The sequence below is a fragment of the Streptomyces sp. NPDC043878 genome, assembly GCF_056435735.1.
In genome coordinates, this window is sequence record NZ_JBWKDW010000034.1 from 17,624 (window position 1) to 31,046 (window position 13,423).

Annotated in this window: 13 protein-coding genes and 1 pseudogene; 3 read left to right on the forward strand and 11 right to left on the reverse strand. The window is 72.9% G+C overall.

The annotated features are described in order from the left end of the window. Positions 1 to 131: 131 nt before the first annotated feature. The 7 genes from AC07AZ_RS34155 to AC07AZ_RS34185 form a co-directional block, all read right to left on the reverse strand. Entirely contained in the window at positions 132 to 464 is a 333-nt protein-coding gene (locus tag AC07AZ_RS34155; RefSeq protein WP_478854624.1) for a TcmI family type II polyketide cyclase, read from the reverse strand. 24 nt (positions 465 to 488) lie between these two features. Further along, positions 489 to 968 (reverse strand): SRPBCC family protein, encoded by a 480-nt coding sequence (locus AC07AZ_RS34160; RefSeq protein WP_478854625.1) that lies wholly within the window; start codon positions 966 to 968, stop codon positions 489 to 491. Between the two features lies 1 nt (position 969). Beyond that, the gene (locus tag AC07AZ_RS34165) at positions 970 to 1,230 is read right to left on the reverse strand and encodes a phosphopantetheine-binding protein (protein ID WP_478854626.1); all 261 of its coding nucleotides are present in this window, start codon (positions 1,228 to 1,230) and stop codon (positions 970 to 972) included. 25 nt (positions 1,231 to 1,255) lie between these two features. Beyond that, the gene (locus AC07AZ_RS34170; protein ID WP_478854627.1) at positions 1,256 to 2,503 is read right to left on the reverse strand and encodes a ketosynthase chain-length factor; all 1,248 of its coding nucleotides are present in this window, start codon (positions 2,501 to 2,503) and stop codon (positions 1,256 to 1,258) included. Beyond that, the gene (locus AC07AZ_RS34175) at positions 2,500 to 3,768 is read right to left on the reverse strand and encodes a beta-ketoacyl-[acyl-carrier-protein] synthase family protein (protein ID WP_478854628.1); all 1,269 of its coding nucleotides are present in this window, start codon (positions 3,766 to 3,768) and stop codon (positions 2,500 to 2,502) included. The genes AC07AZ_RS34170 and AC07AZ_RS34175 overlap by 4 nt, the downstream gene beginning before the upstream one ends. After that, positions 3,765 to 4,247 carry a cupin domain-containing protein gene (locus AC07AZ_RS34180; protein ID WP_478854629.1) on the reverse strand — a complete coding sequence of 161 codons (483 nt, stop codon included), beginning with the start codon at positions 4,245 to 4,247 and terminating at the stop codon, positions 3,765 to 3,767. Before AC07AZ_RS34180 ends, AC07AZ_RS34175 begins: the two co-directional genes overlap by 4 nt. 69 nt (positions 4,248 to 4,316) lie before the next feature. After that, positions 4,317 to 5,441, reverse strand: a complete 1,125-nt coding sequence (locus tag AC07AZ_RS34185) for a SchA/CurD-like domain-containing protein (protein WP_478854630.1) — start codon at positions 5,439 to 5,441, stop codon at positions 4,317 to 4,319. A gap of 245 nt (positions 5,442 to 5,686) precedes the next feature. Here AC07AZ_RS34185 and AC07AZ_RS34190 point away from each other — a divergent pair, with 245 nt between their 5' ends. The 3 genes and pseudogenes from AC07AZ_RS34190 to AC07AZ_RS34200 all read left to right on the forward strand — a co-directional run bounded on the left by AC07AZ_RS34190 (position 5,687) and on the right by AC07AZ_RS34200 (position 9,470). After that, positions 5,687 to 7,363 carry an FAD-dependent oxidoreductase gene (locus tag AC07AZ_RS34190; RefSeq protein WP_478854631.1) on the forward strand — a complete coding sequence of 559 codons (1,677 nt, stop codon included), beginning with the start codon at positions 5,687 to 5,689 and terminating at the stop codon, positions 7,361 to 7,363. 223 nt (positions 7,364 to 7,586) lie between these two features. Beyond that, positions 7,587 to 7,885 (forward strand): annotated as a pseudogene (locus tag AC07AZ_RS34195) (SCO0607 family lipoprotein). A 217-nt stretch (positions 7,886 to 8,102) separates the two neighbouring features. Continuing rightward, on the forward strand, positions 8,103 to 9,470 hold the full coding sequence (locus AC07AZ_RS34200) for a carbohydrate-binding protein (protein WP_478854632.1): 1,368 nt from the start codon (positions 8,103 to 8,105) through the stop codon (positions 9,468 to 9,470). Between the two features lie 72 nt (positions 9,471 to 9,542). Here the strand turns inward: AC07AZ_RS34200 and AC07AZ_RS34205 are convergent, their stop codons facing one another. Genes AC07AZ_RS34205 through AC07AZ_RS34220 form a run of 4 tightly spaced genes read right to left on the reverse strand, consistent with a single transcriptional unit; the run spans position 9,543 to position 13,412 of the window. Further along, the gene (locus AC07AZ_RS34205; protein ID WP_478854633.1) at positions 9,543 to 10,640 is read right to left on the reverse strand and encodes a serine hydrolase domain-containing protein; all 1,098 of its coding nucleotides are present in this window, start codon (positions 10,638 to 10,640) and stop codon (positions 9,543 to 9,545) included. Continuing rightward, complete coding sequence (locus tag AC07AZ_RS34210; protein WP_478854634.1) at positions 10,637 to 11,560, reverse strand: DUF6895 family protein; 924 nt, start codon at positions 11,558 to 11,560, stop codon at positions 10,637 to 10,639. The genes AC07AZ_RS34205 and AC07AZ_RS34210 overlap by 4 nt, the downstream gene beginning before the upstream one ends. Beyond that, positions 11,557 to 12,660, reverse strand: a complete 1,104-nt coding sequence (locus tag AC07AZ_RS34215; RefSeq protein WP_478854635.1) for a DUF6895 family protein — start codon at positions 12,658 to 12,660, stop codon at positions 11,557 to 11,559. Before AC07AZ_RS34215 ends, AC07AZ_RS34210 begins: the two co-directional genes overlap by 4 nt. Next, a complete protein-coding gene (locus AC07AZ_RS34220; RefSeq protein WP_478854636.1) occupies positions 12,657 to 13,412 on the reverse strand; it encodes a hypothetical protein in 756 nt (251 codons plus the stop codon). The genes AC07AZ_RS34215 and AC07AZ_RS34220 overlap by 4 nt, the downstream gene beginning before the upstream one ends. Positions 13,413 to 13,423: the final 11 nt, after the last annotated feature.

The window sequence follows — 13,423 nt, forward strand, 5'->3', positions numbered from 1 at the left end:
GCGCTGCCACGCTTCCACCCATGCCTTCCACCACCCACCCACCCCCCCCCCCCCCCCCACATCCCCCCCCCCACCCCCCCCCCCCCCCCCCCCCCCCCCCCCCGGCCTCGGGGTTTCTGCTCGCGTGCGCCTCAGGAGCCGGCGCCGCGCTCCCAGCGGTAGAAGCACTGCGCCATGGCGTCCTTGGGGCTGCGCCAGGTCTCCGGGTCGTACGCGGTGACGTACGCCGACAGCTGGTCGCTGACGCTGCGGAACTCGGGGTGCCCGGTCAGCTTCGCGATGGCGGGAGCCGGGTCCTGCTCGGCTTCGAGGAGGTGCAGGTACACGTCCCCGAACTGGAACAGGCTGCGCCGGGTCACGCCGACCAGGTGCGGGAGTTCACCCCGGTCGGAGGCGGCGAACACGTCGGCGATCGCGGGCGCCGACTCAGGCGCCATACGGGCGACGATGAGGGCCTGGTGCATCGGATGTCCTTCCTGGTCCGGTGATCAGCGGGGCAGGACCGGCTCGGTCCGGCGCTCCCGGGCGGCCTGTTCGATCTTGTCCCGGATGAGGGCCATCTGGGTGCGGGAGTTGCGGTTGATGTTGTCCGTCATCCAGGCGTCGTCGACCGGCGCGTCGGGCTTCATCGCGAAGTCCTGCAGCCAGCGCATCTCGACGCCGCCGGGAACCTCCGTGTACTCCCACACGATGTTCATGTGCGCGAAGGGACCCGTCTCGACCCGGCGGGCCCGGACGGTCCGCCTGCCGCGGTCCACGGTCCGCTCGGAGACCCAGCTCCACACCTTCCCGTTCTCGTCCGGGTGCATGGTCAGGCGGAACGTCGTCGTGTCGCCGTCACGGGAGAGGACTTCGAGGGAGGCGTACTCACTGAAGAGTTGCGGCCAGTTCTCGATGTCGTTGGTCATGTCCCAGACGAGGTCGAGCGGGGCGTCGACGGTGATGCTGTTCTCGGTGTGTCCGGCCACTTCAGGCTCCAGCCTTGAGGGTGGTGTTGACGAGGTCGAGGAACTCGCGGGGTGACTTGCAGCGCTCGGAGTCGGTGGGCAGCGGCCGGCCGTACCGGTTCTCCAGCTCGCCGACGATGCCCAGCAGACCGAGCGAGTCCAGGCCCAGGGAGCCGAACGGGGCGTCCGAGACCCTCCTGAGCTCCTGCGGGTCGACGGTGACTCCGGCCGCCTTCTTCATCAGGGTGGCCAGCTCGTCGAAGGTCACTTCGGTGGTGATCATGTGTCTTCTCCTCTCCCGCCCGGTCCTACCGGGCGGATTCGCCGCCGCGGCGCACTACCAGCGCCGCGTTGGAGCCCATCAGTCCCCTGCTCAGGACCAGGGCCGTCCGCAGCTCGGCGGGGCGAGCGCGGGTCGTCACCAGCTCCAGGTCGTGGCAGACGTCGAACACGTTGGGCGTGGGGGGCACCTGGCCGTGTTCCATGGCGAGCACCGCGGCCGCCACGTCCAGGACGGGTGCTGCGCAGTAGGCGCGTCCCGTACCGGTCTTGGGTGCCGTGACCGGGACGCGGGTGCCGTGCGCCCCGAGGGCGTCGGCGATGGCCAGCGCCTCGGCCCGGTCCGCCTCCGGTACGCCCAGGGCGTCGGCGAACACGACGTCGATCTCCTCGGGGGCGCAGCCGGCCTCGTCGAGGGCGCCACGGATCGCGTGGGCGAGCCCCTCTCTGGACCGCTCCCAGCGGGAGGCGCCGGTGAACGTGGCGGAGTGACCGGCCACGGTGGCCCGGACCCTCGCGCCGCGGTCGCGGGCACGGGTCTCGTCCTCGACCACGAGCATCGCCCCGCCCTCCGCCGGCACGAAGCCGCAGGCTGACGCGGTGAAGGGCCGGTAGGCGCGCTCGGGGTCGTCGACGGTGCTGAGCTCGGGGTATCCGAGCTGGCAGACCATCGAGTAGGGAGCCAGGGGCGCCTCGGTGGCGCCGACGACCATCGAGCCGGTTCCGCGCCGTACGGCCCGGGCCGCGTGCGCGATGGCGTCCAGGCCGCCCGCCTCGTCGCTGGCGACCACCCCGCAGGGCCCCTTGAAGCCGCTGCGGATGGAGATCTGGCCGGTGCTGGCGGCGTAGAACCAGGCGATGGACTGGTACGGGCCGACGTACCGGGAGCCCTGACCCCACAGTTTCTGCAGTTCGCGCTGGCCGAACTCGCCGCCGCCGGAGCCGGCCGCGGTGACCACGCCGATCGAGTACGGCTCCGCGGGGTCACCGCTGCCGAGACCGGCGTCGTCGAGGGCGAGTGCGGCGGCGGCCATGCCGAAGTGGCTGAAGCGGTCGGTCTGGACGAGGAAGGTCTCCTCGATCAGGGCCGAGGCGTCGAAGGCCGGGACCTCGCCCGCCACCCGCAGCGGCAGGTGCTCGCACCCCTCGCGGGTGATCAGGTCCAGGACGCCGAGGCCCTCCCGGATCGACTTCCAGTACGCGTCCACGCGCATTCCGTTGGGCGCGATCACACCGATCCCGGTGATGGCCGCGCGCCCTGGGCGTTGTCTGCTCATCGTGTCCTCCCGCCCGGCCCGGTCAGCAGCACCGCGGACTGGAAGCCGCCGAAGCCGCTGCCGACGGAGAGCACGTTCCTCAGCTTCCGCGGGCGTGCGGTGCGCGGCACGTAGTCCAGGTCGCACTCCGGGTCGGGGGTCTCGTAGTTCGCCGTCGGCGGTACGACCTGGTGCTTGATGGCCAGGACGCAGGCGACCACCTCGATCGCGCCGATCGCGCCCAGCGAGTGGCCCACCATGGATTTGATGGAGCTCATGGGCGTGTCGTAGGCGTGGGCGCCCAGGGAGCGCTTCACGGCGGCGGTCTCGTGCCGGTCGTTCTGCCGGGTGCCGGAGCCGTGCGCGTTGACGTAGTCGATCAGTGTGGGATCGAGGCGGGCCTGGTCGAGCGTGGTGTCGATCGCCCGGGCCATCTCCAGTCCCTCGCTGGTCAGACCGGTCATGTGGTAGGCGTTGCCGTAGGTGGCGTAGCCGCCGATCTCGCAGTAGATGTGCGCGCCCCGGGCCCGGGCGTGTTCGTACTCCTCCAGGACGAGCACCGCGGCGCCCTCACCCATCACGAAGCCGTTGCGGTTGGCGTCGAAGGGGCGGGAGGCGTGCTCGGGGTCGTCGTTGTCGGGCGAGGTCGCCTTGATGGCGTCGAAGCAGGCCATGGTGATCGGCGATATCGGGGAGTCCGAGGCGCCGGCGATGCAGACGTCGGCCCGGCCCTCCTCGATCGTGTGGAAGGCGTAGCCGACCGCGTCGAGGCCGGAGGTGCAGCCGGTGGAGACGGTCTGCACCGGGCCCTGAGCGCCGTGGCGTTCGGCGACGACGGAGGCGAGCGTGCTCGGCGAGAACGCCAGGTGGAGCTTCGGGTCGGCCGCGCGGTGGTCCACGTCCCACCGCCGGCCGCCCTCGCTGACCTTGACGTAGTCGTGCTCCAGGCGGGTGGTGCCGCCGACCGCGCTGCCCAGCGACACCCCGATGCGCCAGGGGTCCTCCCGGCCGGTGTCCAGCCCGGAGTCCTGTACGGCCTCTCCGGCGGCGACGACCGCGAACTGGATGTACCGGTCGGCGTGGTCGCTCAGCTCCGGGTCCAGGCCGTGGGCGAGCGGGTCGAAGTCGCACTCGGCGGCTATGCGCGAGCGCAGCCCCGCCGGATCGAACAGCGTGATGCCGCGGGTCGCGGTACGGCCGCCGGCGAGGAGGTCCCAGAAGGCCGTCGCCCCGGTACCGCCGGGAGCGACCACACCGATACCGGTGACAGCCACCCGCCGGGTCACCTTATGGCCCCACTTCGCTCGGCCGGCCGGCCGTGCTCCGGCGCGGTCAGGTCCGGTCCGCCGACGCCGAACTCGCCGGCGTGCACGGAGTCGTCGGTCGCCTCCGTGTCGACGTGCCCGAGGCTCGGGCGGGGGGCGAGCGGCCCCAGGTGGAAGACCATGCGGGCTTCCACGTCACCGACGTTGCGGAACCGGTGCCGTACGTCGATGGGGATCAACAGGCCCTGTTCGGAGCGGAGTTGGTGCGTGCTGCCGTCCAGGTCCACTTCGAGGGCGCCCGCGACGACGTACACGAACTCCTCGGAGTACGGGTGGTAGTGCTCGCCGATGCGCTCGCCGGGCTGGACGATGGCCAGCCCCATGAAGCCGCTCGTGGAACCGACCGTGGCCGGCGTGAGCATGGCCCGCAGGTCGCCTCCGCGCCTGCGGTTGGGTTCCGTCTCGCTCAGATCCACGATGCGTGGATGCTGCTTGGTCATGGTTGATACCTCCGGGTGGGGCAGGGGGTGTCCGGACGCGACGGCTGCGGACACCACCGCGGTGGTCCGTCAGGAGTCCGCCGAGCTGCGGTCGGTGATCGGCAGCATGTCGGCGTGCGACAGGAGCCGGTTGATGTTGCGCTCCGAGCCGAGGGAGCCCTCGACGCCGATGGCGGCGCCGTCCAGCAGCCGCTCCAGCTCCGCGGCCTTGTCACGGCCCTTGAGGCCGAGGGAGGCGGCGGGGTCGACGTCGAGTTCGCCGGTGATGTCGATCAGACGCACCACGATGTCGTCGCGCTGGAAGACGGTGCTGCCGTACACCGGGCTGCTCGGGTCGTCCGCCGCGGCCTCGTCCTGGTGGGCGAGCAGCCGGGCCAGCTCCGTCCCGCAGCCCTCCTTGGCCGGGTAGTACAGCGCGTGGCGGCGCAGACCGGCGGGCTCAGGCCGGCCGGACACCACGTGGTGGACCGAGGGCAGCGCGGCCCGGGTGAAGAACACCCGCGCCGAGTCCGGGTCGGTGAGGTCCCGGTCCTGCTCCAGGTAGGGGTTGATGGCCTCCTCGACCGCGCGCACCTCGGGCTGACGGGCCACGTGACGCAGGGCGGCGAGGAGGTCGCCCTCCACCTCCACGGCCCGCACGACGCGGTTGCCGTGCATGAACAGCGAGGTGCGGCGCAGCCGTGTGGTGTCGTCGACCTGGGCCTTGGGCGACTTGTACCCGGCCAGCAGCTCGGCGACCTTCGACTCCGAGCCCGGCTTGACGGTGAAGGTGAGGGCGTGACGGGCCACACCGTCGCCCACCCGGGCCTTCACCTGCATGCCCGTCTTCGCCGAACCCGGCGCCTGCGGGCTGCCGGGGCTGGTCTCCCGCAGGATGCTGTAGCGCATCGACCGGGTGTCACGGACACAGCTGTGCATGGGCCGGACCGTCTCGACGTGCTCCTCGCTGTTCACCCAGGCGAGGAAGGGCGGGGCGCTCTCCCACTCGCTGGTGATGAGCCACTGCGAGGGGTTCTCGATCGACTGGCACAGCTGGTCGCTGATGTGTCCGGGGACGGACGCGACCTGGCTGCGCATGAGCTCGTAGGCGTCGAGGAACTGCTCCTGGGCTCCCTCGTACAGGTCGAGCAGCAGGATCACCCGCAGCCTGGAGCCGTCGAACGCCGACTGCGATATGCGTCCCGAGTTGGTCATCCGGCGCACCTCTCCTCAAAGTTCACGGAAGTTCACGGAAGGTCGGGGAACGACCACGGAATCCGAAAGGCCGGGGTCGCCATGAGCCGATCGTTGACGCAAGCGCCGGTGCGTGCGATCTCTACGGTCCGGACGAGTGAACCGCGTGTCATCCGGGTGCCCCGGGCGCGCGAATCGGTCCGTACAGGGCATGGAACCTGCATCCCATCCCTGACTCACGTCGCAGGTGACGCTGGAGGAAATCAATGAACCGGTGGGAAGAGACCGGCGAGGCCGGCCACCGCACACCCGTCCTCATCGTCGGCGGCTCTCTGGTGGGCCTGTCCACGTCCTTGTTCCTCGGGCGCCTCGGCGTGCCGCACACGCTCGTCGAGCGGCACTCGGGCACCTCGATCCATCCGCGCGGCCGCGGCAACAACGTGCGCACGATGGAACTGTTCCGGTCGGCCGGGGTGGAGCAGCGCATCAAGGAGGCGGCGTCGGTCCTGGCCGACAACCACGGCATCCTCCAGACACCGAGCCTGGTGGGCGATGCCGGCGAGTGGCTGTTCAAGGAGATCGACCCGGGGGGCGGGCTCGCCCGCTTCAGCCCCGGCGGCTGGTGCCTGTGCAGCCAGAACGACCTGGAGCCGGTGCTGCTGAGCAGCGCCCGGGAGCTGGGCGGGGACCTGCGGTTCTCCACCGAGATGATGTCGTTCGAGCAGGACCCCGACGGCGTGACCGCGCACGTCAAGAGCCGGGAGACCGGCGAGCACACCACCATCCGCGCGGACTACCTGGTCGCCGCGGACGGCCCGCGCAGCCCCGTCCGGGAAGCCCTCGGCATCGGGCAGAGCGGCCCGGGCGACCTCTTCCACAACGTGAGCATCACCTTCAGCTCCCGCGGCCTCGCCGAGGTGGTCGGGGACCGGCGCTTCATCGTCTGCTACCTGACCGACCCGGAGGGGGACGGGGCGCTGCTGCCGGTCGACAACCGTGAACACTGGGTGTTCCACGCCCCCTGGCACCCCGAGGACGGCGAGACGCTGGAGGAGTTCACCGACGAACGCTGCACCGAACACATCCGGCGGGCCGTCGGAGTGCCCGACCTCGATGTGCGGATCACCGGCCGGGCCGCCTGGCACGCGGCGGAGCGGGTCGCGGAACGGTACGCGCACTCCAGGGTGTTCCTGGCCGGCGACTCGGCCCACGAGATGTCGCCCACCGGGGCGTTCGGCTCCAACACCGGCATCCAGGACGCGCACAACCTGGCCTGGAAACTGGCCGCCGTGCTGGGCGGCTGGGCCGGTCCGGGGCTGCTGGAGAGCTACGACGCGGAGCGCCGGCCGGTCGCGGAGGCGACCAGCGCCCGTGCCTCCTCACGGTCGGTCGAGCACAGCCACCCCGGCTACACGCCCGGCCCCGAAGCCGCCGGCCGCGGCGGTCCCGGCGGCCCCGGCGGCAGGAAGGGCGGCATCCTCAACGTCGCGCTGGGCTACCGCTACCCGCGCGGCGCGGTCCTGGGCGCGGACCCGGCGACGCCGGTCGTACCCGAGGGCATCCGGCTCACGGGTGAGCCCGGAAGCCGCGCACCCCACATGTGGCTGAGCGGCTCCGGCGGCCGGATCTCCACCCTCGACCTCTACGAACGGTCCATGGTGCTGCTGAGCTCCGCGGACGGCGCCGGCGGATGGCACACGGCGGCGAAGGAGGTCGCGGGAGACCTGTCCGTGCCCCTCGACTCCCACCGCGTGGGCAGCGGGCCCGAGGCGGACCTGGTTCCCGAAGACGGCGCCGACTGGGCTCAGGCGCACGGCGTCACCGCGGACGGCGCGGTGCTGGTCCGCCCGGACGGGTTCGTCGCCTGGCGGTCCGCGGGGGCGACGGCGAACCCCGCGGCAACCCTCCGGGAAGCGCTCGCGGCCGTACTGGACCGGAACTGACACACCGGGACACCCCCACCGTCCCGGCCACCGGGACCGACCCGTCGCACCGCCCCTCGGCGCGGCACCGGACTACCTGAGGTCCCCGGACCCAGGTAGTCCGGCCGTTGCGGGTGAGTACCCGTACTCATGCCTGGCCCCCAGCCCTCCCACAGCATGGGTGCCAGGCAACCAGGGGGAGTCAACTGTGTTCAGGAAAAGCCGAGTTCGGACCGGGTCGCCCGTGCGCGGCGCCCGTCGGCCGGGGGCCGTGAGCGGTATCGCGCTGCTGGGTGTCACCGCCGCGCTGCTGACCGGCTGTTCGGCGGAGGACTCCGTCTGCGGCGGCGGCGAGTACCCGGTGCTGAGCCTGGGCGGCACGGGCAGTGCCTGCGTCTCCGACGACGAGCAGCCGCCGAAAGGGTACGTCGCTACCCGAAGGGCAAGGTCCCCCGGGATGTCGGCGACAGGTGGGACACCTACTGGAGCACCCACACCATCGACGAGAAAGGCGCCGTCGTGGAGGTCCCCGCGGGGGGATGACCGGCGGCCGCCCCGGGCGGGTGACAAGCGGCTCCGGACGCGCACGCGGCGGTGACCTGGGGCGTGGCGCGGCGTCAGGTCCCGAGCCGCCCGTGTACTGCACATGGCAGCCCGCACGTCCCCCATCGCGCGAAACACCCGTTCCTCGGGCATCGCGGCGGGCGTCCCGGGCAAGACCTGGCGACAGCCTCATCCGTCTCCCTAGGAGGTACACCGCATGGTCGGCAGACATGCCGCCGGCAGACGCCGCGCCGCTGTGACCGCTCTGAGCGCCCTCGCCCTGACCGCCGTCCACTCGGCCGCGGTCGCGCAGCCGCCGAGCGTCCAGGCGCCCGTCCTGTCCGCCGCCGGTACGGCGGGCGCCGCCACACCGTCACCGGAGATGCTGCGCGCCCTGGGGCGCGACCTGCGGCTGACGCCCCGGCAGGTGACCACGCGGCTGGCCAACGAGGCCGAGGCGGGCACCCGCGCGGGCCGCCTCCACAACGCGCTCGGCAGCCGGTTCGCCGGCGCCTGGGTGAGCGGCGCGACCTCCGCCGACCTGAACGTCGCCACCACCGACGCCGCCGACGTGCCCGCCATCCAGGCCGAGGGCGCGAAGGCCGCGGTCGTCAGGACGGCACTGAGCGGGCTGCAGTCGCTCCAGGACAAACTGGACGAGGCGGCCGGCCGTACCCGCACGGCGGACACCCCGGTGTGGTACGTCGACGTACGCAGGAACCGGGTCGTGGTGCAGGCGACGAGCCGGTCGGCCGCGACCTCCTTCATCCGGGCCGCCGGAGTCGAGGACCGGGGCCTGGCCGTCCGGGTGTCGGCCGAACGGCCCGCCCTGAGGGAGGACATCGTCGGAGGGGACGCCTACTACATCAACGACGCCGCGCGTTGCTCCGTCGGCTTCTCCGTCACCAAGGGCCAGCAGCAGGGGTTCGTCTCGGCGGGGCACTGCGGCACGGCAGGCGACACGACCACCGGGTACAACCAGGCCGCCCAGGGCACGTTCCAGGCATCCACCTTCCCGGGCAAGGACATGTCCTGGGTGGGCGTCAACAGCGACTGGACCGCCACTCCCGCGGTGCGGGGGGAAGGCGGGCAGACCGTCCAGGTCGCCGGCTCGGTGCAGGCGCTCGTCGGGGCCTCGGTGTGCCGTTCCGGGTCGACCACCGGATGGCACTGCGGCACGATCCAGCAGCTGAACACGAGTGTCACCTACGAGGAGGGCACCGTGAACGGCCTCACCCGCACCACGGTGTGCGCCGAACCGGGCGACTCCGGCGGCCCCTACCTGGCGGGAGCGCAGGCGCAGGGTGTCACCTCCGGCGGTTCCGGTGACTGCACCAGGGGCGGTACGACGTTCTTCCAGCCCGTCAACCCGATCCTCAGCGACTTCGGCCTCACCCTGACGACCGCCGGCGCCACGACCGCCCCGGAACAGTCCGGGACCACGGACACCTGGGCAGCGGGCCGTGTCTACGGGGTCGGGGACACGGTGACCGTCGCGGGGGTCAGCTACCAGTGCCTCCAGGCCCACCAGGCGCAGGCCGCCTGGGCACCGGACAGCACGCCGGCCCTGTGGCAGCGCGTGTGACGGCCGTACGACCGTAGTGGATCGCGGGGTGGGGGAGGCCGACTCCCGCACCCCGCACCGCTGTCGGGCCGCTCACTGCTCCGCGAGCAGGGCGTAGGCCGCGGCCACGAACGGGTCGCCCGCCCGGAACCGGCGCGTGCACAGGGCCGCCAGCGCGGTGCCCGTGTCGGGCCGGAAACCCAGGAACGCCTGCTGTCCCAGGGTCGCCCCGCTGTGGAAGTACATCGGCCCGCCGCCGGTCGGATGACGGAACCAGCCCACCGTGTGCACATGGCGGTGGTCCAGCCCGCGCCGCAGGACGGGGGTGTGCATGGACAGCAGCGCGCCGGCCAGTGGCTCGGGCGGCGGGGCGAGGTGGGCCTCCAGGAAGGTGAGCAGGTCGCCGGGGGTGGCCCGCACGGAGCCCGCGGCCTGGAACCCGCCCGCGTCGAAGGCCGGGACGGGTCTACGGCCGTCCTTGCGGTGCCCGACCGCGTCGGAGCCCGGCCCCAGCGGGCGGGTTCCGGTGGCGCCGAGTGCGAGGGGACGCAGCACGTGCGCGGCGAGGAGGTCCTCCCATGCCGTACCGGTCGCCGCGGCCACGGCGTGGCCGAGCACCGCGACACCGAAGTTGGAGTAGTGCCAGCGCCGGCCGGGCCGGTGCCGTGGCCGGTGGCGCAGGAAGGCGCCGACCACGCGCTCCGCCGGGTAGCGCGCGTAGGGGTTGGTGCGCCAGGCGGGCAGGGCGCGGGCGAAGAAGTCGGCGGGCAGGGCGGGCAGCCCCGACGTGTGGGTGACGAGATGCGCGAGCGTCATGGGGGCCGTCCCGGTCGCGCGGCCGGGGTCGAGGCAGCCGGCGGCCGTCTCGCCGCCGGTCAGCAGCCCGCGCCTGATCAGCTGCGCGAACAGCAGCCCGGTGAACGTCTTGGTCGCCGAGCCGAGTTCGTAGCGCAGTTCCTGGCGGGGCACCGGGGGCGATGGCGCGGTGCCGCCCCAGCGCAGGGTGCGGCGGCCGTGTCGGGAGAGGGCGAGGACGACGTCGGGCGCGTCGCTCACGACGACGGCGTGCTCCAGCCGCTTCCCGAGCGCTTCCTCGTCCGGGCCCGCCCCGGCCGGCTCGTCGTGGGGCACGAACGCGTCGGCGGTGTTCTCGGCGACGCCCGGCCAGAACGACGGGGTCCGGCCGGTCATGAGGGTCCGGCCTGCGCCAGCGCGGTCAGCGCGCGCGAGGTGGCCAGCGCGGAGGCGAAGGCGGCGACCAGCGTCGGATGGTAGACGACGTCGAACACCTCCTCGGGTTCCCCATCGGGAATGGTGCGTACGGCGGGCATCGCGCCGTCGGCCCGCTGCGCGGTGGCGAAGGCGTGCCAGGCGCGTTCGTCGAGGGCGGGCCGGGGCAGACAGGCGTCGACGACGAGCAGTTCGCCCAGCAGGTCCCAGCGCTGGAGGTCGAGCCAGTCGTCGATCCACACCGGCAGCCACTGGGTGAGGTACTCGGCGAGGCGGGGCGGTAGCCCGTCGGGGTTCTCCCCCCAGTCGGTGAGGTGGAAGACGGCGTGCGTGATGTCGTAGGCGATGTGTCCCTCGACCGTCCAGGGCTCGGGGGTGCGGGCCAGCCACGTCAGGGCCAGCGCCTCGGTCTCGGGCGGGCGGGGGGACAGGCCGAAGCGGCGCTGGAACGCGGACAGGCCGAGCCGCCGGGTCGGCGTCACCTCGAAGGCAGGCCAGCTGTCGGTGCGGTGGTTGAGGACCGCGGCCCGCTCCAGTTCGGGCCTGCCGTACCCCAGTTCCCTGAAGGGCAGGTACACCTCGAACGGGATGGGTGAGATCGGTTCGACGCGCTGCCCCCGCAGGAGCATGCGGCCGCCGTCCAGGGTCTCGCGCCAGGCGTGGTCGACGAGTTGCCGGGCCAGTTGGGCCTGCCGGGCGCCGGCCACTCCCTCGCGGAACAACACCTTGCAGATCAGGGCGAGTTCGCCGACCGGTTTGAAGCGCTCCAGGAAACCCACTTCGGGGTCGACGTCGGGCTCCAGGCGGAATCCGTCGCGGTGGGCCCACAGCCACTCCAGGGCGCGGACGCCGACGGTGTGGACCAGACGGGTGTCGGTCATCCGAGCGCTCCCTGTCCGTCGTACCGGTTCCGTGCGGCTGGTGCGGCTGGTGCGGCTGGTGCGGCCGCCGGCTCCGCGTGCCGCGTTCCGGTCACGTCGCCGTCCTGGCCGTCCTCGCTGTTCTCGCCGTCCGGGCGTCCGTGTCCGTCGTCGGGGGTGTGCCGGCGTCCGAGGGTCAGGGCCGCCGCGAACGCGGCCATCAGCGTGGAGTGGTAGCAGTGCATGAACTCGGGCTGCGGATCGCCTACTTGGGCGTTCGCGAAGGGCGGCCGTTCCTCGGGGAGGGCGCCCGACGGGTACTGCGCGGCCGAGATCCGGCGCCAGGCGTCCCGGATCACGGCCGGATCGGGCAGACTCGCCGCCACGGCCAGCAACTCGCAGCCCAGGTCCCACATGCCGGCGTCGAGGCAGGTGTCGAGCCAGGGCGGCAGCCAGTGCGTCAGATAGGCCGCCAGGCCGGCCGGCAGGGCGTCCGGGGAGCGGCCCCAGTCGGTGAGGTGGAACACCACGTGAGTGAGCGCGTACCCGGAGAAGCGTTCGAAGGTCCAGGGTTCCGCGAAGCCGCCGAGCCAGGTGTCCTCCAGCGTCCGGGAGGTGTGCCCGGCCCGGTGGATGCCGGCGCGCCGCTCGGCGACCAGCACGCCGAGGCGCCGGGTCGGGTCCTGTTCCGTGAGCCGCCAGCCGCGGGTGCCTGCCACGGTGGCGGCGGCCCGCTCGTACTCCGGGTGGCGCAGGCCGGCGGCGGCGAACGCGCCGTACACCTCCAGCGGGTAGGTGGCGAAGGGTTCGCACCGCTGCAGGCGGGCGAACAGCTCGCCGTGTCCGGTCTGCCGCCAGGCGAACGCCAGCAGATCGCTCGCGCGGGCGTGCACCGGGTCCGGCGGCGCCGTGTGCGGCAGGACGCTCGCGCACACCTGGGCGAGCTCACCGAGCGGCTTCCAGCTGCTGTTGACCTGCCCGTCGGGCGCCAACGCGTCCTCGCCCAGGGCGAACCCGTCCCGGTGGGCCGACACCCAGGCGAAGGCACGTTCCTCCACCGCGCGGGCCTCGGCCTCATGGGCCTCCACCGTGCGGGACTCCTCGGTGTGGGGCGCCGTCACACGCGTGCTCCCGTCCGCAGGACCCGGGCCGCCTGCACCTGGAGCGCCACGCGCGGGTCGGTGCCGCCCATCAGCTCCACGAAGTCGAGCCCGGTGCCGAGTCCCAGGGTGTCCGGCACTCCGTCCAGCAGTGTCAGCCAGCGTCCGGCCCCGGCCGCCTGCTGCCAGTCCCTGCGGCGCACCGCCCGTACGAAGCCCCTGGCCACGTCGAGCGGCCGGCGGCGGGCCGCACGGGCCACCGCGGAGTCCTCGCCGGGCAGGGCCAGCGCGGCCAGCACGGCGAGTTGATGGGTCAGGGACCGCCAGTCCGCCGCGTCGAGCCAGGCGGCGCAGGGCTCGGCAGCCTCCTCGCCGTCGACGGGATCCAGCGGGTCGAAAGGGTCCAAGGGCTGACGGGGGTCGTGGGGCTCCTGCGGGAACGACGGCTCGAACCGGCGCAGGGCCCGGGCCATGGCCCAGTGGCTCCACCGGACGGTGGGAGCGGCGTCGGGGCCGGGCGGGAAAGCCTCCACGGCCTTACGGCACACGGCGAGTTCCCCGGCGTCGGGGGTGGTGTGGAAGAGGACGTCGGGCAGGAGCAGATCCGCTCCCAGCACGCGGACGGCCGCGATGAGGAAACCCTCCGCCGAGTCGTCCACCACCGCACGGCCCGCCACGGGAACGTGGTCCCCGCCCCGAAGGGCGGAGACCACGCCGGCAGCGAGGTCGTGCACCGTACCCAGCAAGGGGGTCGAAGTGCCTGACTGCTCCATGGTTCTGCTCC

Coding starts and splice junctions, on each gene's coding strand:
- AC07AZ_RS34155 (WP_478854624.1), bottom strand. CDS start 464: ATGCACCAGGCCCTCATCGTCGCCCGTATGGCGCCTGAGTCGGCGCCC.
- AC07AZ_RS34165 (WP_478854626.1), bottom strand. CDS start 1,230: ATGATCACCACCGAAGTGACCTTCGACGAGCTGGCCACCCTGATGAAG.
- AC07AZ_RS34170 (WP_478854627.1), bottom strand. CDS start 2,503: ATGAGCAGACAACGCCCAGGGCGCGCGGCCATCACCGGGATCGGTGTG.
- AC07AZ_RS34180 (WP_478854629.1), bottom strand. CDS start 4,247: ATGACCAAGCAGCATCCACGCATCGTGGATCTGAGCGAGACGGAACCC.
- AC07AZ_RS34185 (WP_478854630.1), bottom strand. CDS start 5,441: ATGACCAACTCGGGACGCATATCGCAGTCGGCGTTCGACGGCTCCAGG.
- AC07AZ_RS34190 (WP_478854631.1), top strand. CDS start 5,687: ATGAACCGGTGGGAAGAGACCGGCGAGGCCGGCCACCGCACACCCGTC.
- AC07AZ_RS34200 (WP_478854632.1), top strand. CDS start 8,103: ATGGTCGGCAGACATGCCGCCGGCAGACGCCGCGCCGCTGTGACCGCT.
- AC07AZ_RS34205 (WP_478854633.1), bottom strand. CDS start 10,640: ATGACCGGCCGGACCCCGTCGTTCTGGCCGGGCGTCGCCGAGAACACC.
- AC07AZ_RS34210 (WP_478854634.1), bottom strand. CDS start 11,560: ATGACCGACACCCGTCTGGTCCACACCGTCGGCGTCCGCGCCCTGGAG.
- AC07AZ_RS34220 (WP_478854636.1), bottom strand. CDS start 13,412: ATGGAGCAGTCAGGCACTTCGACCCCCTTGCTGGGTACGGTGCACGAC.